Origin of the sequence: Escherichia sp. MOD1-EC5990, assembly GCF_002965285.1 — a bacterium.
Lineage (GTDB): Bacteria > Pseudomonadota > Gammaproteobacteria > Enterobacterales > Enterobacteriaceae > Escherichia > Escherichia coli_F.
In genome coordinates this window covers 76,845-94,624 of the sequence record NZ_PTRV01000003.1, presented here as the reverse complement: position 1 = coordinate 94,624, position 17,780 = coordinate 76,845, and the positions used below count along the sequence as shown (strand labels likewise).

General features: G+C 51.3%; 24 protein-coding genes. 13 read left to right on the top strand and 11 right to left on the bottom strand.

What is annotated here, in order from left to right; all coding sequences use genetic code 11:
* Positions 1-25 precede the first annotated feature (25 nt).
* The 4 genes from cgtA to rplU all read right to left on the bottom strand — a co-directional run bounded on the left by cgtA (position 26) and on the right by rplU (position 2,895).
* Positions 26-1,198, bottom strand: coding sequence for an Obg family GTPase CgtA (gene cgtA, locus BEB42_RS04430; protein WP_000673561.1), 1,173 nt, complete (start codon positions 1,196-1,198; stop codon positions 26-28).
* A 15-nt stretch (positions 1,199-1,213) separates the two neighbouring features.
* On the bottom strand, positions 1,214-2,179 hold the full coding sequence (locus BEB42_RS04425) for a DMT family transporter (RefSeq protein ID WP_000813040.1): 966 nt from the start codon (positions 2,177-2,179) through the stop codon (positions 1,214-1,216).
* Positions 2,180-2,305: 126 nt separating this feature from the next.
* Positions 2,306-2,563, bottom strand: a complete 258-nt coding sequence (gene rpmA, locus BEB42_RS04420; RefSeq protein WP_000940595.1) for a 50S ribosomal protein L27 — start codon at positions 2,561-2,563, stop codon at positions 2,306-2,308.
* Between the two features lie 20 nt (positions 2,564-2,583).
* Positions 2,584-2,895, bottom strand: a complete 312-nt coding sequence (gene rplU / locus BEB42_RS04415; RefSeq protein WP_000271401.1) for a 50S ribosomal protein L21 — start codon at positions 2,893-2,895, stop codon at positions 2,584-2,586.
* A gap of 258 nt (positions 2,896-3,153) precedes the next feature.
* On the opposite strand from rplU, the gene ispB reads away from it, so the two are divergent.
* The gene (gene ispB / locus BEB42_RS04410) at positions 3,154-4,125 is read left to right on the top strand and encodes an octaprenyl diphosphate synthase (protein ID WP_001047336.1); all 972 of its coding nucleotides are present in this window, start codon (positions 3,154-3,156) and stop codon (positions 4,123-4,125) included.
* A gap of 228 nt (positions 4,126-4,353) precedes the next feature.
* Positions 4,354-4,632: a DNA-binding transcriptional regulator SfsB gene (gene sfsB / locus BEB42_RS04405; RefSeq protein WP_000445413.1), complete on the top strand. Its 279-nt coding sequence runs from the start codon at positions 4,354-4,356 to the stop codon at positions 4,630-4,632.
* Between the two features lie 47 nt (positions 4,633-4,679).
* Here sfsB and murA read toward each other — a convergent pair whose 3' ends face one another.
* The 7 genes from murA to mlaF all read right to left on the bottom strand — a co-directional run bounded on the left by murA (position 4,680) and on the right by mlaF (position 9,510).
* Complete coding sequence (gene murA / locus BEB42_RS04400) at positions 4,680-5,939, bottom strand: UDP-N-acetylglucosamine 1-carboxyvinyltransferase (protein WP_000357278.1); 1,260 nt, start codon at positions 5,937-5,939, stop codon at positions 4,680-4,682.
* 54 nt (positions 5,940-5,993) lie between these two features.
* A complete protein-coding gene (ibaG, locus tag BEB42_RS04395) occupies positions 5,994-6,248 on the bottom strand; it encodes a BolA family iron metabolism protein IbaG (protein ID WP_000429656.1) in 255 nt (84 codons plus the stop codon).
* Positions 6,249-6,407: 159 nt separating this feature from the next.
* Positions 6,408-6,701: a lipid asymmetry maintenance protein MlaB gene (gene mlaB, locus BEB42_RS04390; protein ID WP_000004488.1), complete on the bottom strand. Its 294-nt coding sequence runs from the start codon at positions 6,699-6,701 to the stop codon at positions 6,408-6,410.
* On the bottom strand, positions 6,701-7,336 hold the full coding sequence (gene mlaC / locus BEB42_RS04385) for a phospholipid-binding protein MlaC (protein WP_000476484.1): 636 nt from the start codon (positions 7,334-7,336) through the stop codon (positions 6,701-6,703). The genes mlaB and mlaC overlap by 1 nt, the downstream gene beginning before the upstream one ends.
* A gap of 18 nt (positions 7,337-7,354) precedes the next feature.
* Complete coding sequence (mlaD, locus tag BEB42_RS04380) at positions 7,355-7,906, bottom strand: outer membrane lipid asymmetry maintenance protein MlaD (RefSeq protein ID WP_001296448.1); 552 nt, start codon at positions 7,904-7,906, stop codon at positions 7,355-7,357.
* Positions 7,907-7,910: 4 nt separating this feature from the next.
* Entirely contained in the window at positions 7,911-8,693 is a 783-nt protein-coding gene (gene mlaE / locus BEB42_RS04375; protein ID WP_105267180.1) for a lipid asymmetry maintenance ABC transporter permease subunit MlaE, read from the bottom strand.
* Positions 8,694-8,700: 7 nt separating this feature from the next.
* Complete coding sequence (gene mlaF, locus BEB42_RS04370; protein WP_000438245.1) at positions 8,701-9,510, bottom strand: phospholipid ABC transporter ATP-binding protein MlaF; 810 nt, start codon at positions 9,508-9,510, stop codon at positions 8,701-8,703.
* Positions 9,511-9,719: 209 nt separating this feature from the next.
* Here mlaF and BEB42_RS04365 point away from each other — a divergent pair, with 209 nt between their 5' ends.
* The 11 genes from BEB42_RS04365 to npr all read left to right on the top strand — a co-directional run bounded on the left by BEB42_RS04365 (position 9,720) and on the right by npr (position 17,683).
* Positions 9,720-10,697, top strand: coding sequence for a calcium/sodium antiporter (locus BEB42_RS04365; RefSeq protein WP_105267179.1), 978 nt, complete (start codon positions 9,720-9,722; stop codon positions 10,695-10,697).
* Positions 10,698-10,710: 13 nt separating this feature from the next.
* Positions 10,711-11,697: an arabinose-5-phosphate isomerase KdsD gene (gene kdsD, locus BEB42_RS04360; RefSeq protein WP_001295557.1), complete on the top strand. Its 987-nt coding sequence runs from the start codon at positions 10,711-10,713 to the stop codon at positions 11,695-11,697.
* Between the two features lie 20 nt (positions 11,698-11,717).
* Positions 11,718-12,284 (top strand): 3-deoxy-manno-octulosonate-8-phosphatase KdsC, encoded by a 567-nt coding sequence (gene kdsC / locus BEB42_RS04355; protein WP_042003648.1) that lies wholly within the window; start codon positions 11,718-11,720, stop codon positions 12,282-12,284.
* Entirely contained in the window at positions 12,281-12,856 is a 576-nt protein-coding gene (gene lptC, locus BEB42_RS04350) for an LPS export ABC transporter periplasmic protein LptC (RefSeq protein ID WP_000030537.1), read from the top strand. The genes kdsC and lptC overlap by 4 nt, the downstream gene beginning before the upstream one ends.
* Entirely contained in the window at positions 12,825-13,382 is a 558-nt protein-coding gene (gene lptA, locus BEB42_RS04345; RefSeq protein ID WP_000669785.1) for a lipopolysaccharide ABC transporter substrate-binding protein LptA, read from the top strand. The genes lptC and lptA overlap by 32 nt, the downstream gene beginning before the upstream one ends.
* Positions 13,383-13,388: 6 nt before the next feature.
* Positions 13,389-14,114: an LPS export ABC transporter ATP-binding protein gene (gene lptB, locus BEB42_RS04340; protein ID WP_000224103.1), complete on the top strand. Its 726-nt coding sequence runs from the start codon at positions 13,389-13,391 to the stop codon at positions 14,112-14,114.
* Between the two features lie 47 nt (positions 14,115-14,161).
* Positions 14,162-15,595 carry an RNA polymerase factor sigma-54 gene (rpoN, locus tag BEB42_RS04335; RefSeq protein WP_000809051.1) on the top strand — a complete coding sequence of 478 codons (1,434 nt, stop codon included), beginning with the start codon at positions 14,162-14,164 and terminating at the stop codon, positions 15,593-15,595.
* A 22-nt stretch (positions 15,596-15,617) separates the two neighbouring features.
* A complete protein-coding gene (gene hpf, locus BEB42_RS04330; RefSeq protein WP_001176599.1) occupies positions 15,618-15,905 on the top strand; it encodes a ribosome hibernation promoting factor in 288 nt (95 codons plus the stop codon).
* Between the two features lie 117 nt (positions 15,906-16,022).
* Positions 16,023-16,514: a PTS IIA-like nitrogen regulatory protein PtsN gene (ptsN, locus tag BEB42_RS04325; protein WP_000183679.1), complete on the top strand. Its 492-nt coding sequence runs from the start codon at positions 16,023-16,025 to the stop codon at positions 16,512-16,514.
* Positions 16,515-16,559: 45 nt separating this feature from the next.
* Positions 16,560-17,414 (top strand): RNase adapter RapZ, encoded by an 855-nt coding sequence (gene rapZ, locus BEB42_RS04320; protein ID WP_000243741.1) that lies wholly within the window; start codon positions 16,560-16,562, stop codon positions 17,412-17,414.
* On the top strand, positions 17,411-17,683 hold the full coding sequence (npr, locus tag BEB42_RS04315; protein WP_000216791.1) for a PTS phosphocarrier protein NPr: 273 nt from the start codon (positions 17,411-17,413) through the stop codon (positions 17,681-17,683). Before rapZ ends, npr begins: the two co-directional genes overlap by 4 nt.
* The last annotated feature ends 97 nt before the right edge of the window (positions 17,684-17,780 follow it).

The window sequence follows — 17,780 nt, the reverse complement described above, 5'->3', positions numbered from 1 at the left end:
CGGCACATGGCCGGGGTTTAGCTGATTAACGCTTGTAAATGAACTCAACGCCTTCTTCGTCGTCTTCGTCCCAGTCGTCATCCCAGTCTTCATCATCCTCTTCAGCAATCTCTTCAAGCTGCTGACGGTGATAATCATCCCACATGAATTCGACTTTCTCTGGCTGTTTCGCTTCTTCGGCCTGCACAACTGGGTTTTCAATGATAAAAGTCATCACATCCCAGCAGAGATCTTTCACGCCCAGTCCGCTCGCCGCAGAGATCAGATAATATTTATCTTCCCAGCCCAGCGCCTCCGCGATCGCTTTGGCTTTCTCTTCAGCTTCTGCCTTATCCAGCAGGTCGATCTTGTTGAAGACTAACCAACGTGGTTTTGCCGCCAAATCCTGGCTGTATTTTTCCAGCTCGCTGATAATAATACGCGCGTTTTCAACCGGATCGGTACCGTCAATCGGATCGATATCGATGAGGTGCAACAAGACGCGGCAACGTTCCAGGTGTTTCAGGAAGCGAATGCCCAGACCTGCGCCTTCCGCAGCGCCTTCAATCAGTCCTGGAATATCGGCAACAACGAAGCTCTTTTCGTTATCCATACGAACCACACCCAGGCTCGGTACCAGAGTGGTAAACGGATAATCCGCCACTTTCGGTTTAGCCGCCGAGACCGCGCGGATAAAGGTCGATTTACCCGCATTCGGCATTCCCAGCATACCGACGTCAGCCAGCAGCATCAGCTCCAGCAGCAGCTCGCGCTTATCGCCCGGCGTACCGTTGGTTTTCTGCCGTGGCGTACGGTTAACGGACGATTTGAAGCGGGTATTGCCCAGACCGTGCCAGCCGCCCTTGGCAACCAGCAGACGCTGACCGTGTTTGGTCATATCGCCCATGGTTTCACCGGTACCCTGATCGATAACACGCGTACCTACCGGCACTTTAATCGTGACGTCTTTACCGCGCTTACCGGTACAATCGCGGCTTGCGCCGTTCTGACCGCGTTCTGCACGGAAAGATTTTTCAAAACGATAATCGATCAGCGTGTTCAGGTTCTCGTCGGCTTCCATCCATACGTCACCACCGTCACCGCCGTCGCCGCCATCCGGGCCGCCTTTCGGAATATACTTTTCGCGGCGGAAGCTCACGCAACCATTACCGCCATCACCTGCAACGACCAGAATCGATGCTTCATCAACAAACTTCATTTTATTCTCCGTAAATCATTCGCCTGCGCGGGGTTGCGATACCACCGTTGTATGCTTACGTAAACCGCCCCAAATACGATGACCAATGGCGGAATACATCGCGCCCGCAACCACGACAAACGCACCGAGATAACCTAAAAGGTTTAACATCGGTCTGGCGAAGAAATCGGGCCAGGCCAGTGATAAAAGATCTGAAAAAAACAGCGTAAACAGTGGGGTGAGCGTAATGATCGCGCTCACCTGCGCTGCCTGCCAGCGAGCCATCGCTTCCGCCAGGGCGCCATATCCTACCAATGTATTCAGTCCGCAAAAAATTAAACATGCGAGCTGCCAGTGGCTAAGCTGCGCTATCACTCCAGGATTTGCCAGAGGGAAGAGCGCAATTGTACATAAAGTGTACAGCAAAAACAGGATCTGCGGTGAGGCCAGCCGACGCAATAAAACCTTCTGCGCTACGCCATAACTCACCCAAACCGTCGCCGCACCGACCCCAAAGATAACTCCCCAGGTGTAATCGGTGAGCTTTGTAAATATCTCAACCAGACTGGTGTTAAAAAACATCACCAGGCCGCTCAGGAGCATCAATGCCCCCACAACCTGGGTGCTGCGCATTTTCTCTTTGAGGATAAATACGCTGGCAACCATCATGCCAACTGGCGAGAGTTGCCCAATCACCTGCGAAGCGGTCGGACTCAGGTATTGCAAGGAAGAGCTGAACAGGATGAAGTTCCCAAACAGCCCGGCGGTCGCCACTGCCAACAAAATCAACCAGCGTGGCTTACGAAACACGCGTAATGGCGGCAACCTCTTCTTCACCGCAAGAATGGCGCCAAGGCCAATACTCGCCATCAAGAAACGGTAAAACACGATTGTCGGAGGTTCCATCACCTCCAGCACCTGCTTCATTGCAATTGGCAACGCCCCCCAGCAAATTGCTGTGGTGAGCGCCAAAAGAATGCCAATGCCTGCCTGCTGCTTCATACCGTATTCCCTGCAAAACGCATTTGCGAGTTAACGCCGCACAATGCGCATTTTTACCGGTTATCGAATGTAAAAAGCCCCGCAACGTGTTGCGGGGCTTTCATCCGTTACCGGGACGCGAAAAACTTATTCAGCTTCGATGCTGATAAATTTACGGTTTTTCGGGCCTTTAACTTCGAATTTCACTTTACCGTCTGCTTTAGCAAACAGAGTGTGGTCACGACCGCAACCTACGTTAGCGCCTGCGTGGAATTTGGTACCACGTTGACGAACGATGATGCTACCCGCCAGAACGGATTCGCCACCGAAACGCTTAACGCCCAGGCGTTTAGCTTCTGAATCGCGACCGTTACGTGTGGAGCCGCCAGCCTTTTTATGTGCCATTTGAAATCTCTCCTCAGGTCTTAGGCGCTGATGCCAGTAATTTTCACATCAGTGAACCACTGACGATGGCCCTGCTGCTTACGATAGTGTTTACGACGACGAAACTTAACGATTTTAACTTTCTCGCCACGACCATGAGCAACAACTTCAGCTTTGATTACGCCGCCATCAACGAAAGGAACGCCGATTTTGACTTCTTCACCGTTTGCGATCATCAGCACTTCAGCGAACTCAACAGTTTCGCCAGTTGCGATGTCCAGCTTTTCCAGGCGAACGGTCTGACCTTCGCTTACTCGGTGTTGTTTACCACCACTTTGGAAAACCGCGTACATATAAAACTCCGCTTCCGCGCACACCTTTTCAATGATTCAGAGTGCGCTATAAATATTCACAATAGGGCGCGAATATTACGCAAAACGCACGCCTTTGACAAGTGCTACAGTCAATACACGAAGAAAAAAAACACAACTTGTACGGTAACGTTTATCTGTGCCATTTTTTCAGTACAATCACCCTATATTCCTAACCATAAACCCTAAGTTGCCTTTGTTCACAGTAAGGTAATCGGGGCGAAAAGCCCGGCTTTTGCGATGAATTTAGAAAAAATCAATGAGTTAACCGCGCAAGATATGGCGGGTGTTAATGCGGCAATTCTCGAGCAGCTTAATTCCGACGTCCAACTGATCAATCAGTTAGGCTATTACATCGTCAGCGGCGGCGGTAAACGTATTCGTCCGATGATTGCTGTACTGGCTGCACGAGCTGTTGGCTATGAGGGAAATGCGCATGTCACCATTGCAGCCCTGATCGAATTTATCCACACGGCGACTCTGCTACACGACGACGTAGTGGATGAATCAGATATGCGCAGGGGTAAAGCTACCGCCAACGCTGCGTTTGGCAATGCTGCCAGTGTGCTGGTAGGCGATTTTATTTATACCCGCGCGTTCCAGATGATGACCAGCCTCGGTTCGCTCAAAGTGCTGGAAGTGATGTCTGAAGCCGTAAACGTCATCGCAGAAGGTGAAGTTCTGCAACTGATGAACGTTAACGACCCGGACATCACTGAAGAAAACTACATGCGCGTTATCTACAGCAAGACCGCGCGTCTGTTTGAGGCTGCCGCGCAGTGTTCCGGGATTCTGGCTGGCTGTACGCCGGAGGAGGAGAAAGGCCTGCAGGATTATGGGCGTTATCTCGGCACCGCTTTCCAGTTGATCGACGATTTACTCGATTACAATGCCGATGGCGAACAGTTAGGTAAAAACGTCGGCGACGATCTGAACGAAGGTAAACCGACGCTGCCGCTGCTGCATGCAATGCATCATGGCACACCAGAACAGGCACAGATGATTCGTACCGCCATCGAACAGGGTAACGGTCGTCATCTTCTGGAACCGGTTCTGGAAGCAATGAACGCTTGTGGCTCTCTTGAATGGACGCGTCAGCGTGCCGAGGAAGAAGCAGACAAAGCCATCGCAGCGTTACAGGTGCTCCCGGACACCCCGTGGCGAGAAGCACTCATCGGCCTCGCGCACATCGCTGTTCAACGCGATCGTTAATCCCCTCCCCCTCATCCCGCGCAGTGCGCGGGATGATTCCAATAAGTTCCATAAAAACACTTATTCAGCGTAATAACGCCTGAAAAACCAGTGTATGTATCTTTATATATTCTGAATATTCACACTCTTTACAGGAACTGTTTAGAGCAATAGGCCATCAGGAGTATAGTGATGCTCTACAGAAGAAGTGTTCTGAATGAAAGCGACTAACTTAAGGAGTGAGGAAAGATGGAAAGTAATTTCATTGACTGGCATCCCGCTGACATCATTGCGGGTTTACGCAAGAAAGGAACGTCAATGGCGGCGGAATCTCGCAGAAATGGTTTGAGTTCCTCAACGCTGGCGAACGCATTATCGCGCCCATGGCCAAAAGGAGAGATGATTATTGCGAAAGCACTGGGAACTGACCCCTGGGTTATCTGGCCATCACGCTACCATGATCCGCAGACCCATGAGTTTATCGACAGAACGCAGTTGATGCGTAGCTACACTAAACCGAAAAAATGAGTGGTCTGGCGGTAGCCCCGCGAACGGGGCTGCCAGCTCTCGGACGATTACTCGCCTTTCACACGCTCAATATTTGCACCTAAAGCGCGCAGTTTGTCTTCAATACGTTCGTAGCCACGATCGATGTGATAAATACGATCAACCACCGTTGTCCCTTCCGCAATACAACCAGCCAGCACCAGGCTTGCTGAAGCACGTAGATCGGTTGCCATAACCTGTGCGCCAGAAAGTTTTTCAACACCGTGACAAATAACGGTATTACTTTCAATTTCGGCATGCGCGCCCATACGACTCAGCTCTGGTACGTGCATAAAGCGGTTTTCAAAGACCGTTTCGGTGATGAATCCGGTGCCTTCTGCCACCAGGTTCAGCAGTGTGAACTGGGCCTGCATATCGGTCGGGAATGCCGGATGCGGCGCGGTACGTACGTTAACAGCTTTCGGCCGTTTGCCATGCATATCCAGGCTAATCCAGTCTTCGCCGACTTCAATGTCCGCTCCAGCGTCACGCAATTTCGCCAGCACAGCGTCAAGAGTATCTGGCTGTGCGTTACGGCAGATAATTTTGCCGCGAGAGATCGCCGCAGCCACAAGGAAAGTACCGGTTTCGATACGATCCGGCAGCACGCGATAGACACCGCCGCCTAAACGTTCCACACCTTCGATGATGATACGATCGGTGCCCTGACCGCTAATTTTCGCACCCAGCGTAATCAGGAAGTTCGCGGTATCGACGATTTCCGGTTCACGCGCTGCGTTTTCAATAATCGTGGTGCCTTCCGCCAGGGTTGCAGCACACATGATGGTCACCGTTGCGCCAACGCTGACTTTATCCATCACGATATGTGCGCCTTTCAGACGACCGTCGACGGAAGCTTTAACGTAACCTTCTTCCAGTTTGATGGTCGCGCCTAATTGTTCGAGGCCAGAAATGTGTAGATCAACCGGACGCGCACCGATCGTACAACCGCCAGGCAGTGAAACTTGCCCCTGCCCAAAGCGCGCTACCAGCGGCCCCAGTGCCCAGATAGAGGCACGCATGGTTTTAACCAGATCGTAAGGTGCGCAGAATACATTAACCTCGCGGGCATCAATATGCACAGAACCATTACGCTCTACTTTCGCACCCAGCTGGCTTAGCAGCTTCATTGATGTATCAACGTCTTTCAGTTTCGGGACGTTCTGGATCTCTACCGGTTCTTCCGCCAGTAGTGCGGCAAAAAGAATAGGCAGAGCAGCATTTTTAGCGCCGGAAATTGTGACTTCGCCCTGGAGCTTCGTTGGCCCCTGAACACGAAATTTATCCATTTAGTTTGTTCTCAGTTAACAATTCATATCCGCTACCGGCGAATCGCCCATAGCTCAAAAGCCGTTCAGTTTGCGATCGCGCGCCCACTCCGCAGGGGTATACGCTTTAATCGACACAGCATGAATGCGGTTATCCGCAATATATTCCATCAGCGGACCATAGACCGTCTGCTGTTTTTTAACCCGACTCATGCCGTCAAACAACTCACCCACGGCAATAACCTGAAAGTGGCTGCCATCGCCGGAAACGTGGACTTCCTGGAGGGAGAGAGCGTTCATCAACACGCTCTGAATTTCATTATTTTCCATGGGATCTTCAATCATCAGTTAATAAACCAGCGAAACATCTTAGAGCAAAGTTGCGCTGGCATAAATAAGCAAAAAGCCTCGCTGATAAATCAGACAAGGCTCAACTTGCAGGCAGGTTTGCCGGACAGGCGGTTAACGCCTTATCCGGCCTGAAAAAATTTAACGAGGCAGAACATCAGCAGGCAAATTATACAATTTCGCCAGGGTATACACTTTGTCGTTTACCCCCTGAAGCGTCACATTGTTGCCCTGCTTTTTCGCCAGATCGATAAGATGGAGCAGCAGCGCCAGTCCACCTGTATCAACGCGGGATACACGGCTAAGATCGATACAGGTAATCCCCTTCACCGCTTCCTCACGCATTTCCCAAAGCGGTAGCAGAACGTCCTGATCCAGCTCTCCGGATAACGCCAGCGTGTCACCCGTCTGCATCCAGCTCAGTGACTCGCTCATTATTTTTTCTCTTCCAGAGTGATTTTCTGTTGAGAAATCGATTTCAGTTGCGCAGTCAGGCCGTCGATACCTTTGGTACGCAGCAGCGTTCCCCACTCGTTTTGTTTGGTGGTGATCATACTGACGCCTTCAGCAATCATGTCGTAAGCCTGCCAGTTGCCCGTCTGGGAGTTTTTACGCCACTGGAAGTCCAGACGCACCGGCGGGCGGCCATTCGGGTCAATAATGGTCACGCGAATAGGCACAATGGTTTTATCACCCAGCGGCTGTTCTGGCGCAATCTGATAGGTTTGACCGTGATACATCGCCAGCGCCTGACCGTAAGCCTGCTTCAGGTACTCACGGAAAGCGGCAAAGTAAGCATCACGTTGAGCTGGGGTCGCACTCTTGTAATACTGGCCCAGAACCAGAGCCCCGGCATATTTCACCTGTACATATGGCAGCAGTTCCTGATCAACAATGGTACGCAGATAATCCGGGTTGGCCCGAATTTGCGGTTGCTCATTCTTCAGGCGATCGAACGTTTTCTGCGCCGCCTCGTCCATCAGCTTATACGGATTGGTCTGGTCTGCCGCGGTTGCCGCACTCAGCGGTGCAATCACCAGCAAAGCGACCATCATTAAACGTTTAAACATGCGTCGGTTCTCCTGAAATTATTTCGTTGTACCCACAGGTTCAGTGGTTTCATTATTACCTGGCGCAGCAGCTGGCGCATCGCCACTATTCTTATTGTCATCGCCTTTACTACCGTAAAGGAACTGACCAATGAGATCTTCCAGCACCATCGCAGACTTAGTGTCCTGGATTGTATCGCCATCCTTCAGGATAGCAGTCCCCAGTTCCGGGTCTTCAAAACCGACGTTTAATGCCAGATATTGTTCCCCCAGCAGGCCGGAAGTACGGATGCTCAGCGAACTGGTATCAGGAATGTGGTTATAACGTTGTTCAATTTCCAGCGTTACGCGTGGCAGATAAGTTTTCGGGTCCAGCGTAATATCCGCCACCCGGCCCACAACAACGCCACCAATGCTGACCGGAGAGCGCGCTTTCAGGCCGCCAATGTTATCGAACGTCGCATAAAGCGTATAGGTCGGTTCAGTACGTATGGACGTCACGTTCGCCGCCTTCAGGCAAACAAACAGCGCCGCCAGCAGTGCTGCTAATAAAAAGATACCCACCCAAATTTCATTTTTTTTCGTTTGCATGAACTCAATTCCCAAACATCAATGCGGTCAGCACAAAATCCAGCCCCAGAACAGCCAGAGACGAGTGGACAACGGTGCGAGTGGTTGCCCGGCTAATCCCGGCAGACGTCGGGATGGCGTCGTAGCCGTTAAACAACGAAATCCACGTCACCGTGATGGCGAACACCACGCTCTTAATCAGACAGTTGACCAGATCCATACGCCAGTCGACGGCATTTTGCATTGCCGACCAGAAGAACCCGCTATCAATACCTTTCCAACTGACGCCGACCAGTGATCCGCCCCAGATCCCCACGGCGACGAAGATGACCGTCAGCAGTGGCAATGAAATAACCCCAGCCCAGAAACGGGGAGAAATAACCCGACGCAACGGATCCACCGCCATCATCTCCATACTGGAGAGTTGCTCTGTGGCGCGCATCAGGCCAATTTCTGCGGTTAACGCCGAACCGGCACGTCCGGCAAACAACAACGCGGCAACCACCGGCCCCAGTTCACGCAGTAGTGATAACGCCACCAGCATACCCAGACTGGTTTCCGCACTATAAGTGGTCAGAACCAGATAACCTTGCAGCCCCAGCACCATTCCGATGAACACGCCAGAAACCACAATAATCAGCATCGACAGGACGCCAACATTATAGAGCTGACGTACCAGCAGTGGCGCATGTTTGCGAAATTCCGGTTTGCCGACCAGCGCATTGAATAACATTAACCCGGCCCGCCCGAACATTCTCAGGGTTTTAATCCCTTTATGTCCGAGCGACGCCAGCGCATTTAACAGCATGAGTGGCTTAACTCCCTGGTAAAAGATCAGCGTGATAATCGCCGGCAGGATAGCGGAACGGAACAGGCCCGTCAGCTATCCCGTCCAGAAACTGACGTACGCGCGGATCAGGATTCGCCTGCAACGCCTGGGCGCTGCCATGAGCGACAATTTTTTTGTCCGCCAGGATCCAGGCGTGATCCGCAATACTTAACACTTCCGGCACATCGTGAGAAACCACCACGCAGGTCACGCCCAGCGCGCTGTTCAGCTCAGAAATCAGCTTCACCAGTACGCCCATGGTGATAGGATCTTGCCCAACAAAGGGTTCATCAAACATGATGAGATCCGGCTCCAGCGCAATTGCTCGCGCCAGCGCTGCACGCCGCGCCATCCCACCGGAAAGTTCAGAAGGCATTAGTTTAGCCGCTCCACGCAGCCCCACGGCCTCCAGCTTCATCATCACCGTACTATGCAACAATGGCGCGGGAAGTTGAGTATGTTCGCGCAGTGGATAGGCGACGTTGTCAAATACGTTCATATCAGTGAACAACGCCCCGGACTGAAATAACATGCTCATCCGTTTGCGCACTGTATACAGTCGCGAACGAGACATCGCCGGAATATTCTCACCATCGAAAAGGATCTCACCATGATCTGGTGCGATTTGCCCGCCAATCAGACGGAGTAGCGTCGTTTTACCGATGCCCGATGGTCCCATGATCGCCGTGATCTTCCCTCGCGGCACGGTCAGGGAAATATTATCGAAGATGCAGCGATTGCCACGCGTAAAACTGACATCGCGCATATCGACTAAATTCGCCACAGACTGCTCCATAATTCACCCTTCGTCTTGCGTTGATTTTCTAAGCATGGCGCTCAATTTAACCTTGAACCCAACATATTTACAGAATATTACCCGCCGTGGTTAGCGAAAGCTGGCATTTGTTTTACTTTTTAGCCGCATAAAGTCAAAATTAAGAATCCGTTACGGCTTTCTGAAAATCTTCAGCGGACCGGCGAGTATACCTGAAGAAAGGACGTTAGATGCTTTTAGCTACGGCACTGTTAATTGTTGGTTTACTTTTGGTCGTTTACAGTGCCGACCGCCTGGTATTTGCCGCGTCCATTCTTTGCCGATCCTTTGGCATACCGCCACTGATCATCGGCATGACGGTGGTCAGTATTGGCACATCGTTACCAGAAATCATCGTTTCGCTTGCCGCATCACTGCACGAACAACGCGATTTAGCCGTTGGTGTAGCCCTCGGATCAAACATTATCAATATTTTGCTGATCCTCGGTCTGGCTGCGCTGGTACGTCCTTTTACCGTCCATTCCGATGTTCTGCGCCGCGAATTACCCTTAATGTTGTTGGTCAGTGTGGTGGCCGGTTCCGTACTCTATGACGGACAACTTAGTCGCAGCGATGGTATCTTTCTCCTCTTTCTGGCTGTGCTATGGCTGCTGTTCATTGTTAAACTTGCACGTCTGGCTGAACGTCAGGGGACTGACAGCCTGACCAGAGAGCAGCTTGCAGAGCTGCCGCGTGAGGGCGGATTGCCCGTCGCGTTTTTATGGCTCGGCATTGCGCTGATCATCATGCCAGTGGTCACGCGGATGGTGGTTGATAACGCCACGGTGTTGGCGAATTACTTTGACATCAGCGAGTTGACGATGGGGCTGACGGCAATTGCTATCGGAACCAGTCTGCCAGAACTGGCAACCGCAATCGCGGGGGTTCGCAAAGGTGAAAACGACATTGCTGTCGGGAATATCATTGGCGCAAACATTTTTAATATTGTCATCGTGCTGGGTTTACCCGCGCTGATAACGCCTGGAGAGATTGATCCACTGGCGTACAGTCGTGACTACAGCGTGATGTTGCTGGTGAGCATTATTTTTGCGTTGCTGTGCTGGCGGCGCTCCCCGCAACCGGGCCGTGGTGTAGGGGTATTATTAACTGGCGGATTTATCGTATGGCTGGCGATGTTGTACTGGTTATCGCCAATACTCGTTGAATAACTGGAAACGCATTATGTCGCACGTAGAGTTACAACCGGGTTTTGACTTTCAGCAAGCAGGTAAAGAAGTCCTGGCGATTGAACGTGAATGCCTGGCGGAGCTTGATCAATACATCAATCAGAATTTCACGCTTGCCTGTGAAAAGATGTTCTGGTGTAAAGGGAAAGTTGTCGTCATGGGGATGGGGAAATCGGGGCATATTGGGCGCAAAATGGCGGCAACGTTTGCCAGCACTGGTACACCTTCATTTTTCGTCCATCCAGGTGAAGCTGCTCATGGTGATTTGGGTATGGTCACCCCGCAGGACGTGGTGATTGCTATCTCTAACTCCGGTGAATCCAGCGAAATCACGGCCTTAATTCCAGTGCTTAAGCGTCTTCACGTGCCGTTAATCTGCATCACCGGTCGCCCGGAGAGCAGCATGGCGCGCGCCGCAGATGTGCATCTGTGTGTTAAAGTAGCGAAAGAAGCCTGTCCGTTAGGGCTGGCACCGACCAGCAGCACGACCGCCACGCTGGTTATGGGCGATGCGCTCGCTGTCGCGCTGTTAAAAGCACGCGGCTTTACTGCTGAAGATTTTGCGCTCTCACACCCCGGCGGCGCACTGGGTCGTAAACTTCTGCTGCGCGTAAACGATATTATGCATACGGGCGATGAGATCCCGCATGTTAAGAAAACGGCCAGCCTGCGCGACGCGTTGCTGGAAGTTACCCGCAAAAATCTTGGTATGACGGTCATTTGCGATGACAATATGATGATTGAAGGCATCTTTACCGACGGTGATTTACGCCGTGTCTTCGATATGGGTGTGGATGTTCGTCAGTTAAGTATTGCCGATGTGATGACGCCGGGGGGAATACGTGTACGCCCTGGCATTCTGGCCGTTGAGGCACTGAACTTAATGCAGTCCCGCCATATCACCTCCGTGATGGTTGCCGATGGCGACCATTTACTCGGTGTGTTACATATGCATGATTTACTGCGTGCAGGCGTAGTGTAAAGATTCAAGGATAAACAACAATGAGCAAAGCAGGTGCGTCGCTTGCGACCTGTTACGGCCCTGTCAGCGCCGACGTTATGGCAAAAGCAGAGAACATTCGTCTGCTGATCCTCGACGTTGATGGCGTACTGTCAGATGGCCTGATTTATATGGGTAATAACGGCGAAGAGCTGAAAGCGTTCAACGTTCGTGACGGTTATGGCATTCGTTGTGCGCTCACCTCTGATATTGAAGTCGCTATCATTACCGGGCGAAAGGCTAAACTGGTAGAAGATCGTTGTGCCACATTGGGGATCACTCACTTGTATCAGGGGCAGTCAAACAAACTGATCGCCTTTAGCGATCTGCTGGAAAAACTGGCGATTGCCCCGGAAAATGTGGCTTATGTCGGCGATGATCTCATCGACTGGCCGGTAATGGAAAAAGTGGGTTTAAGCGTCGCCGTGGCCGATGCGCATCCACTGTTGCTCCCGCGCGCCGATTACGTAACGCGCATTGCTGGCGGTCGTGGCGCAGTGCGAGAAGTTTGCGACTTATTACTCCTGGCGCAGGGCAAACTGGATGAAGCCAAAGGGCAATCGATATGAGTAAAGCCAGACGTTGGGTTATCATTGTGCTATCACTGGCGGTTCTGGTGATGATCGGCATTAATATGGCCGAAAAAGACGATACCGCCCAGGTGGTCGTCAACAATAATGATCCCACCTATAAAAGCGAGCATACGGACACGCTCGTCTATAACCCAGAAGGGGCACTAAGCTATCGATTGATTGCTCAACACGTTGAATATTATTCCGATCAGGCCGTTTCGTGGTTTACGCAGCCGGTACTTACCACGTTTGATAAGGATAAAATCCCGACATGGTCCGTAAAAGCAGATAAAGCCAAGCTGACCAATGACCGGATGCTCTATTTATATGGACACGTTGAAGTCAACGCACTCGTGCCGGACTCTCAACTTCGCAGAATCACGACGGATAACGCGCAGATCAATCTGGTGACGCAGGATGTTACCTCTGAAGACCTTGTCACGTTATACGGAACAACATTTAACTCCAGCGGTCTGAAAATGCGCGGCAACTTACGCAGCAAGAACGCCGAGCTGATTGAAAAGGTTAGAACATCCTATGAAATTCAAAACAAACAAACTCAGCCTTAATCTTGTGCTTGCCAGCTCACTTCTGGCCGCCAGCATTCCGGCATTTGCCGTAACCGGAGACACTGATCAGCCGATCCACATTGAATCGGACCAGCAATCTCTTGATATGCAAGGCAACGTGGTTACCTTTACCGGTAATGTCATCGTCACCCAGGGCACCATCAAAATTAATGCCGACAAAGTGGTCGTTACCCGTCCGGGCGGCGAACAAGGTAAAGAAGTGATTGACGGCTACGGTAAACCGGCAACGTTCTACCAGATGCAGGACAACGGTAAACCCGTTGAAGGTCACGCTTCCCAGATGCACTACGAACTGGCAAAAGATTTTGTCGTTCTGACGGGTAATGCTTATCTGCAGCAGGTCGATAGCAACATTAAGGGTGATAAGATCACTTACCTGGTGAAAGAGCAGAAAATGCAGGCGTTCAGCGACAAAGGCAAGCGCGTAACCACCGTTCTGGTGCCGTCGCAGCTGCAGGACAAAAACAACAAAGGCCAGACCCCGGCACAGAAGAAGGGTAATTAATTCGTTATGGCAACATTAACTGCAAAGAACCTTGCAAAAGCCTATAAAGGCCGCCGCGTGGTAGAAGACGTCAGCCTGACCGTCAACTCCGGGGAAATTGTCGGTCTGCTGGGGCCAAACGGTGCCGGTAAGACCACCACTTTCTACATGGTTGTTGGCATTGTGCCGCGCGATGCGGGCAATATCATTATTGATGATGACGATATCAGTCTGCTGCCTCTGCATACGCGCGCGCGCCGCGGTATCGGCTATCTGCCGCAGGAAGCCTCCATTTTTCGTCGCCTCAGCGTTTACGATAACCTGATGGCGGTACTGCAAATTCGTGACGACTTGTCTGCTGAACAACGTGAAGACCGCGCGAACGAGCTGATGGAAGAGTTTCACATCGAACACCTGCGTGACAGCATGGGGCAGTCACTCTCCGGGGGTGAACGTCGCCGTGTAGAAATTGCCCGTGCACTGGCTGCGAATCCGAAATTTATTCTGCTTGATGAACCGTTTGCCGGGGTTGACCCGATCTCGGTTATCGACATCAAACGCATCATTGAGCACTTGCGCGACAGCGGCCTGGGCGTGCTGATCACCGACCATAACGTGCGTGAAACGCTGGCGGTTTGTGAACGCGCTTATATCGTCAGTCAGGGGCATTTGATCGCCCACGGCACGCCTACAGAAATCTTACAAGACGAACATGTTAAGCGTGTATACCTTGGGGAAGACTTCAGACTCTGATAGGGTAGAAGTTTGCGACGTTTTATCAGGAGAGTACGATTCTGAACATGAAGCAAGGTTTGCAACTCAGGCTTAGCCAACAACTGGCGATGACGCCACAGCTCCAACAGGCTATTCGTCTGTTGCAGTTGTCGACGCTGGAACTTCAGCAGGAGCTACAGCAGGCGCTGGAGAGTAATCCGCTGCTTGAGCAAATCGACACTCATGAAGAAATCGACACCCGCGAAACGCAAGACAGTGAAACACTGGACACCGCCGACGCACTCGAACAAAAAGAGATGCCGGAAGAGCTGCCGCTCGATGCCAGTTGGGACACCATTTACACCGCTGGTACACCCTCCGGCACCAGCGGTGACTACATTGACGACGAGCTGCCGGTCTATCAGGGCGAAACAACGCAGACCTTGCAAGATTACCTGATGTGGCAAGTCGAGCTGACACCGTTTTCCGACACTGACCGCGCTATTGCTACCTCTATCGTCGATGCCGTTGATGACACCGGTTATCTGACTGTTCCGCTGGAAGATATTCTCGAAAGTATGGGCGATGAAGAAATCGACATCGATGAAGTTGAAGCCGTCCTGAAGCGGATCCAACGGTTTGATCCGGTCGGCGTAGCGGCGAAAGATCTGCGTGACTGCCTGCTGATCCAACTCTCCCAATTCGATAAAACTACGCCGTGGCTGGAAGAGGCGAGACTGATCATTAGCGATCATCTCGATCTGTTAGCCAATCACGACTTCCGTACCTTAATGCGCGTCACGCGACTGAAAGAAGATGTGCTGAAAGAAGCCGTCAATCTGATCCAGTCGCTCGATCCACGCCCCGGACAGTCGATCCAGACTGGTGAACCGGAGTATGTTATTCCAGATGTACTGGTGCGTAAGCATAACGGTCACTGGACAGTAGAACTCAACAGCGACAGCATTCCGCGTCTGCAAATCAACCAGCACTACGCCTCGATGTGCAATAACGCGCGCAACGACGGTGACAGCCAGTTTATCCGCAGCAATCTGCAGGATGCCAAATGGTTGATCAAGAGTCTGGAAAGCCGTAACGATACGCTACTACGCGTGAGTCGCTGTATCGTTGAACAGCAGCAAGCCTTCTTTGAGCAAGGCGAAGAATATATGAAACCGATGGTACTGGCCGATATCGCCCAGGCTGTCGAAATGCATGAATCGACGATATCTCGCGTGACCACGCAAAAATACCTGCATAGTCCACGAGGCATTTTTGAACTGAAGTATTTCTTTTCCAGTCACGTCAATACCGAGGGCGGCGGCGAAGCTTCCTCAACGGCAATTCGTGCGCTGGTGAAGAAATTAATCGCGGCGGAAAACCCAGCGAAACCGTTGAGCGACAGCAAGTTAACCTCTTTGCTGTCGGAACAAGGTATCATGGTGGCACGCCGCACTGTTGCGAAGTACCGAGAGTCTTTATCCATTCCGCCGTCAAACCAGCGTAAACAGCTCGTTTGACCCAACCGATAAGGAAGACACTATGCAGCTCAACATTACCGGAAATAACGTCGAGATCACCGAGGCACTGCGCGAATTTGTTACTGCTAAATTTGCCAAACTTGAGCAATATTTTGACCGAATCAACCAGGTCTATGTTGTTCTGAAAGTGGAGAAAGTCACCCATACCTCAGATGCAACACTGCATGTAAACGGTGGTGAAATTCATGCCAGCGCGGAAGGTCAGGACATGTACGCTGCCATTGATGGCTTAATTGATAAGCTGGCACGCCAGTTGACCAAACATAAAGATAAACTGAAACAACACTAATTGTCCGGGCAATTAGCATGTGCATGGCGGCCTGTTGTGCGGCACAACGGGCCATTTGTACAGTTAATGCTCCGAACCTGTTCCACCGTTTGAGTGAGCAGGTTCTTAGGTGAAATTATGACAAATAATGATACAACTCTACAGCTTAGCACTGTTCTTAACAGGGAATGTACGCGAAGCCGCGTCCACTGTCAGAGCAAAAAACGCGCCCTGGAAATCATCAGCGAGCTGGCGGCGAAACAACTTAGCCTGCCGCCTCAGGTGGTTTTTGAAGCTATCCTGACGCGGGAAAAAATGGGCAGTACCGGTATCGGCAATGGTATAGCCATTCCGCATGGCAAACTGGAAGAAGATACTCTGCGCGCCGTTGGCGTTTTCGTTCAGCTCGAAACGCCCATAGCTTTCGATGCCATTGACAACCAACCGGTAGATTTACTGTTTGCGTTGCTGGTTCCGGCTGACCAAACCAAAACGCACCTGCATACTCTGTCGCTGGTGGCGAAACGTCTGGCGGATAAAACCATCTGCCGCCGTTTACGCGCAGCCCAGAGCGATGAAGAGCTGTATCAAATCATTACGGATACCGAAGGTACTCCGGATGAAGCGTAGTTATTCGGTAATGTCTCTTTTAGACGTTGTGAGGAGAAACAGTACATGGTACTGATGATCGTCAGCGGACGTTCAGGTTCAGGTAAATCTGTCGCCCTTCGTGCGCTGGAAGATATGGGTTTTTACTGCGTGGATAACCTCCCCGTAGTGTTGTTACCCGATCTGGCTCGAACTCTGGCCGATCGCGAGATTTCTGCCGCCGTCAGCATTGATGTTCGTAATATGCCGGAGTCACCAGAAATATTCGAACAGGCGATGAGTAACCTACCTGACGCTTTCTCACCGCAACTCCTGTTCCTGGATGCCGACCGTAATACCTTAATTCGTCGTTACAGTGACACGCGCCGCCTGCATCCGCTTTCCAGCAAAAACCTGTCGCTGGAAAGTGCTATCGACAAAGAAAGCGATCTATTGGAACCACTGCGTTCGCGAGCGGATCTGATTGTCGATACCTCAGAAATGTCCGTTCACGAGCTGGCAGAAATGTTGCGTACCCGTTTACTGGGTAAACGTGAACGCGAACTGACCATGGTCTTTGAGTCTTTCGGCTTCAAACACGGTATCCCTATCGATGCAGATTACGTCTTTGACGTGCGCTTCTTGCCGAACCCGCACTGGGATCCAAAACTGCGTCCGATGACAGGTCTTGATAAGCCTGTCGCCGCGTTCCTCGACCGCCACACAGAAGTACACAATTTTATTTACCAGACGCGAAGCTATCTTGAGCTATGGTTACCTATGCTGGAAACCAACAACCGTAGCTACCTGACGGTCGCCATTGGTTGTACTGGCGGGAAGCACCGTTCGGTGTATATTGCAGAGCAGTTGGCAGACTACTTCCGTTCACGCGGTAAAAACGTCCAGTCACGCCATCGTACGCTGGAAAAACGTAAACCATGACCGTCAAGCAAACTGTTGAAATCACAAACAAGCTGGGCATGCATGCCCGGCCTGCAATGAAGCTGTTTGAATTAATGCAGGGTTTTGACGCTGAAGTGCTGTTACGTAACGATGAAGGCACTGAAGCTGAAGCCAACAGCGTTATTGCGCTGCTGATGCTGGATTCTGCCAAAGGACGGCAGATTGAAGTCGAAGCGACCGGTCCACAGGAAGAGGAAGCACTGGCCGCCGTTATCGCCCTCTTTAACTCTGGTTTTGATGAAGATTAATTTTCATCACTTTGACATACAAATCCCTTCAAGCTCCCCCCGACAATAAAAAAAGCGCGTACTGAAATCGTTATTAATGACGGAAATTGTACATTTT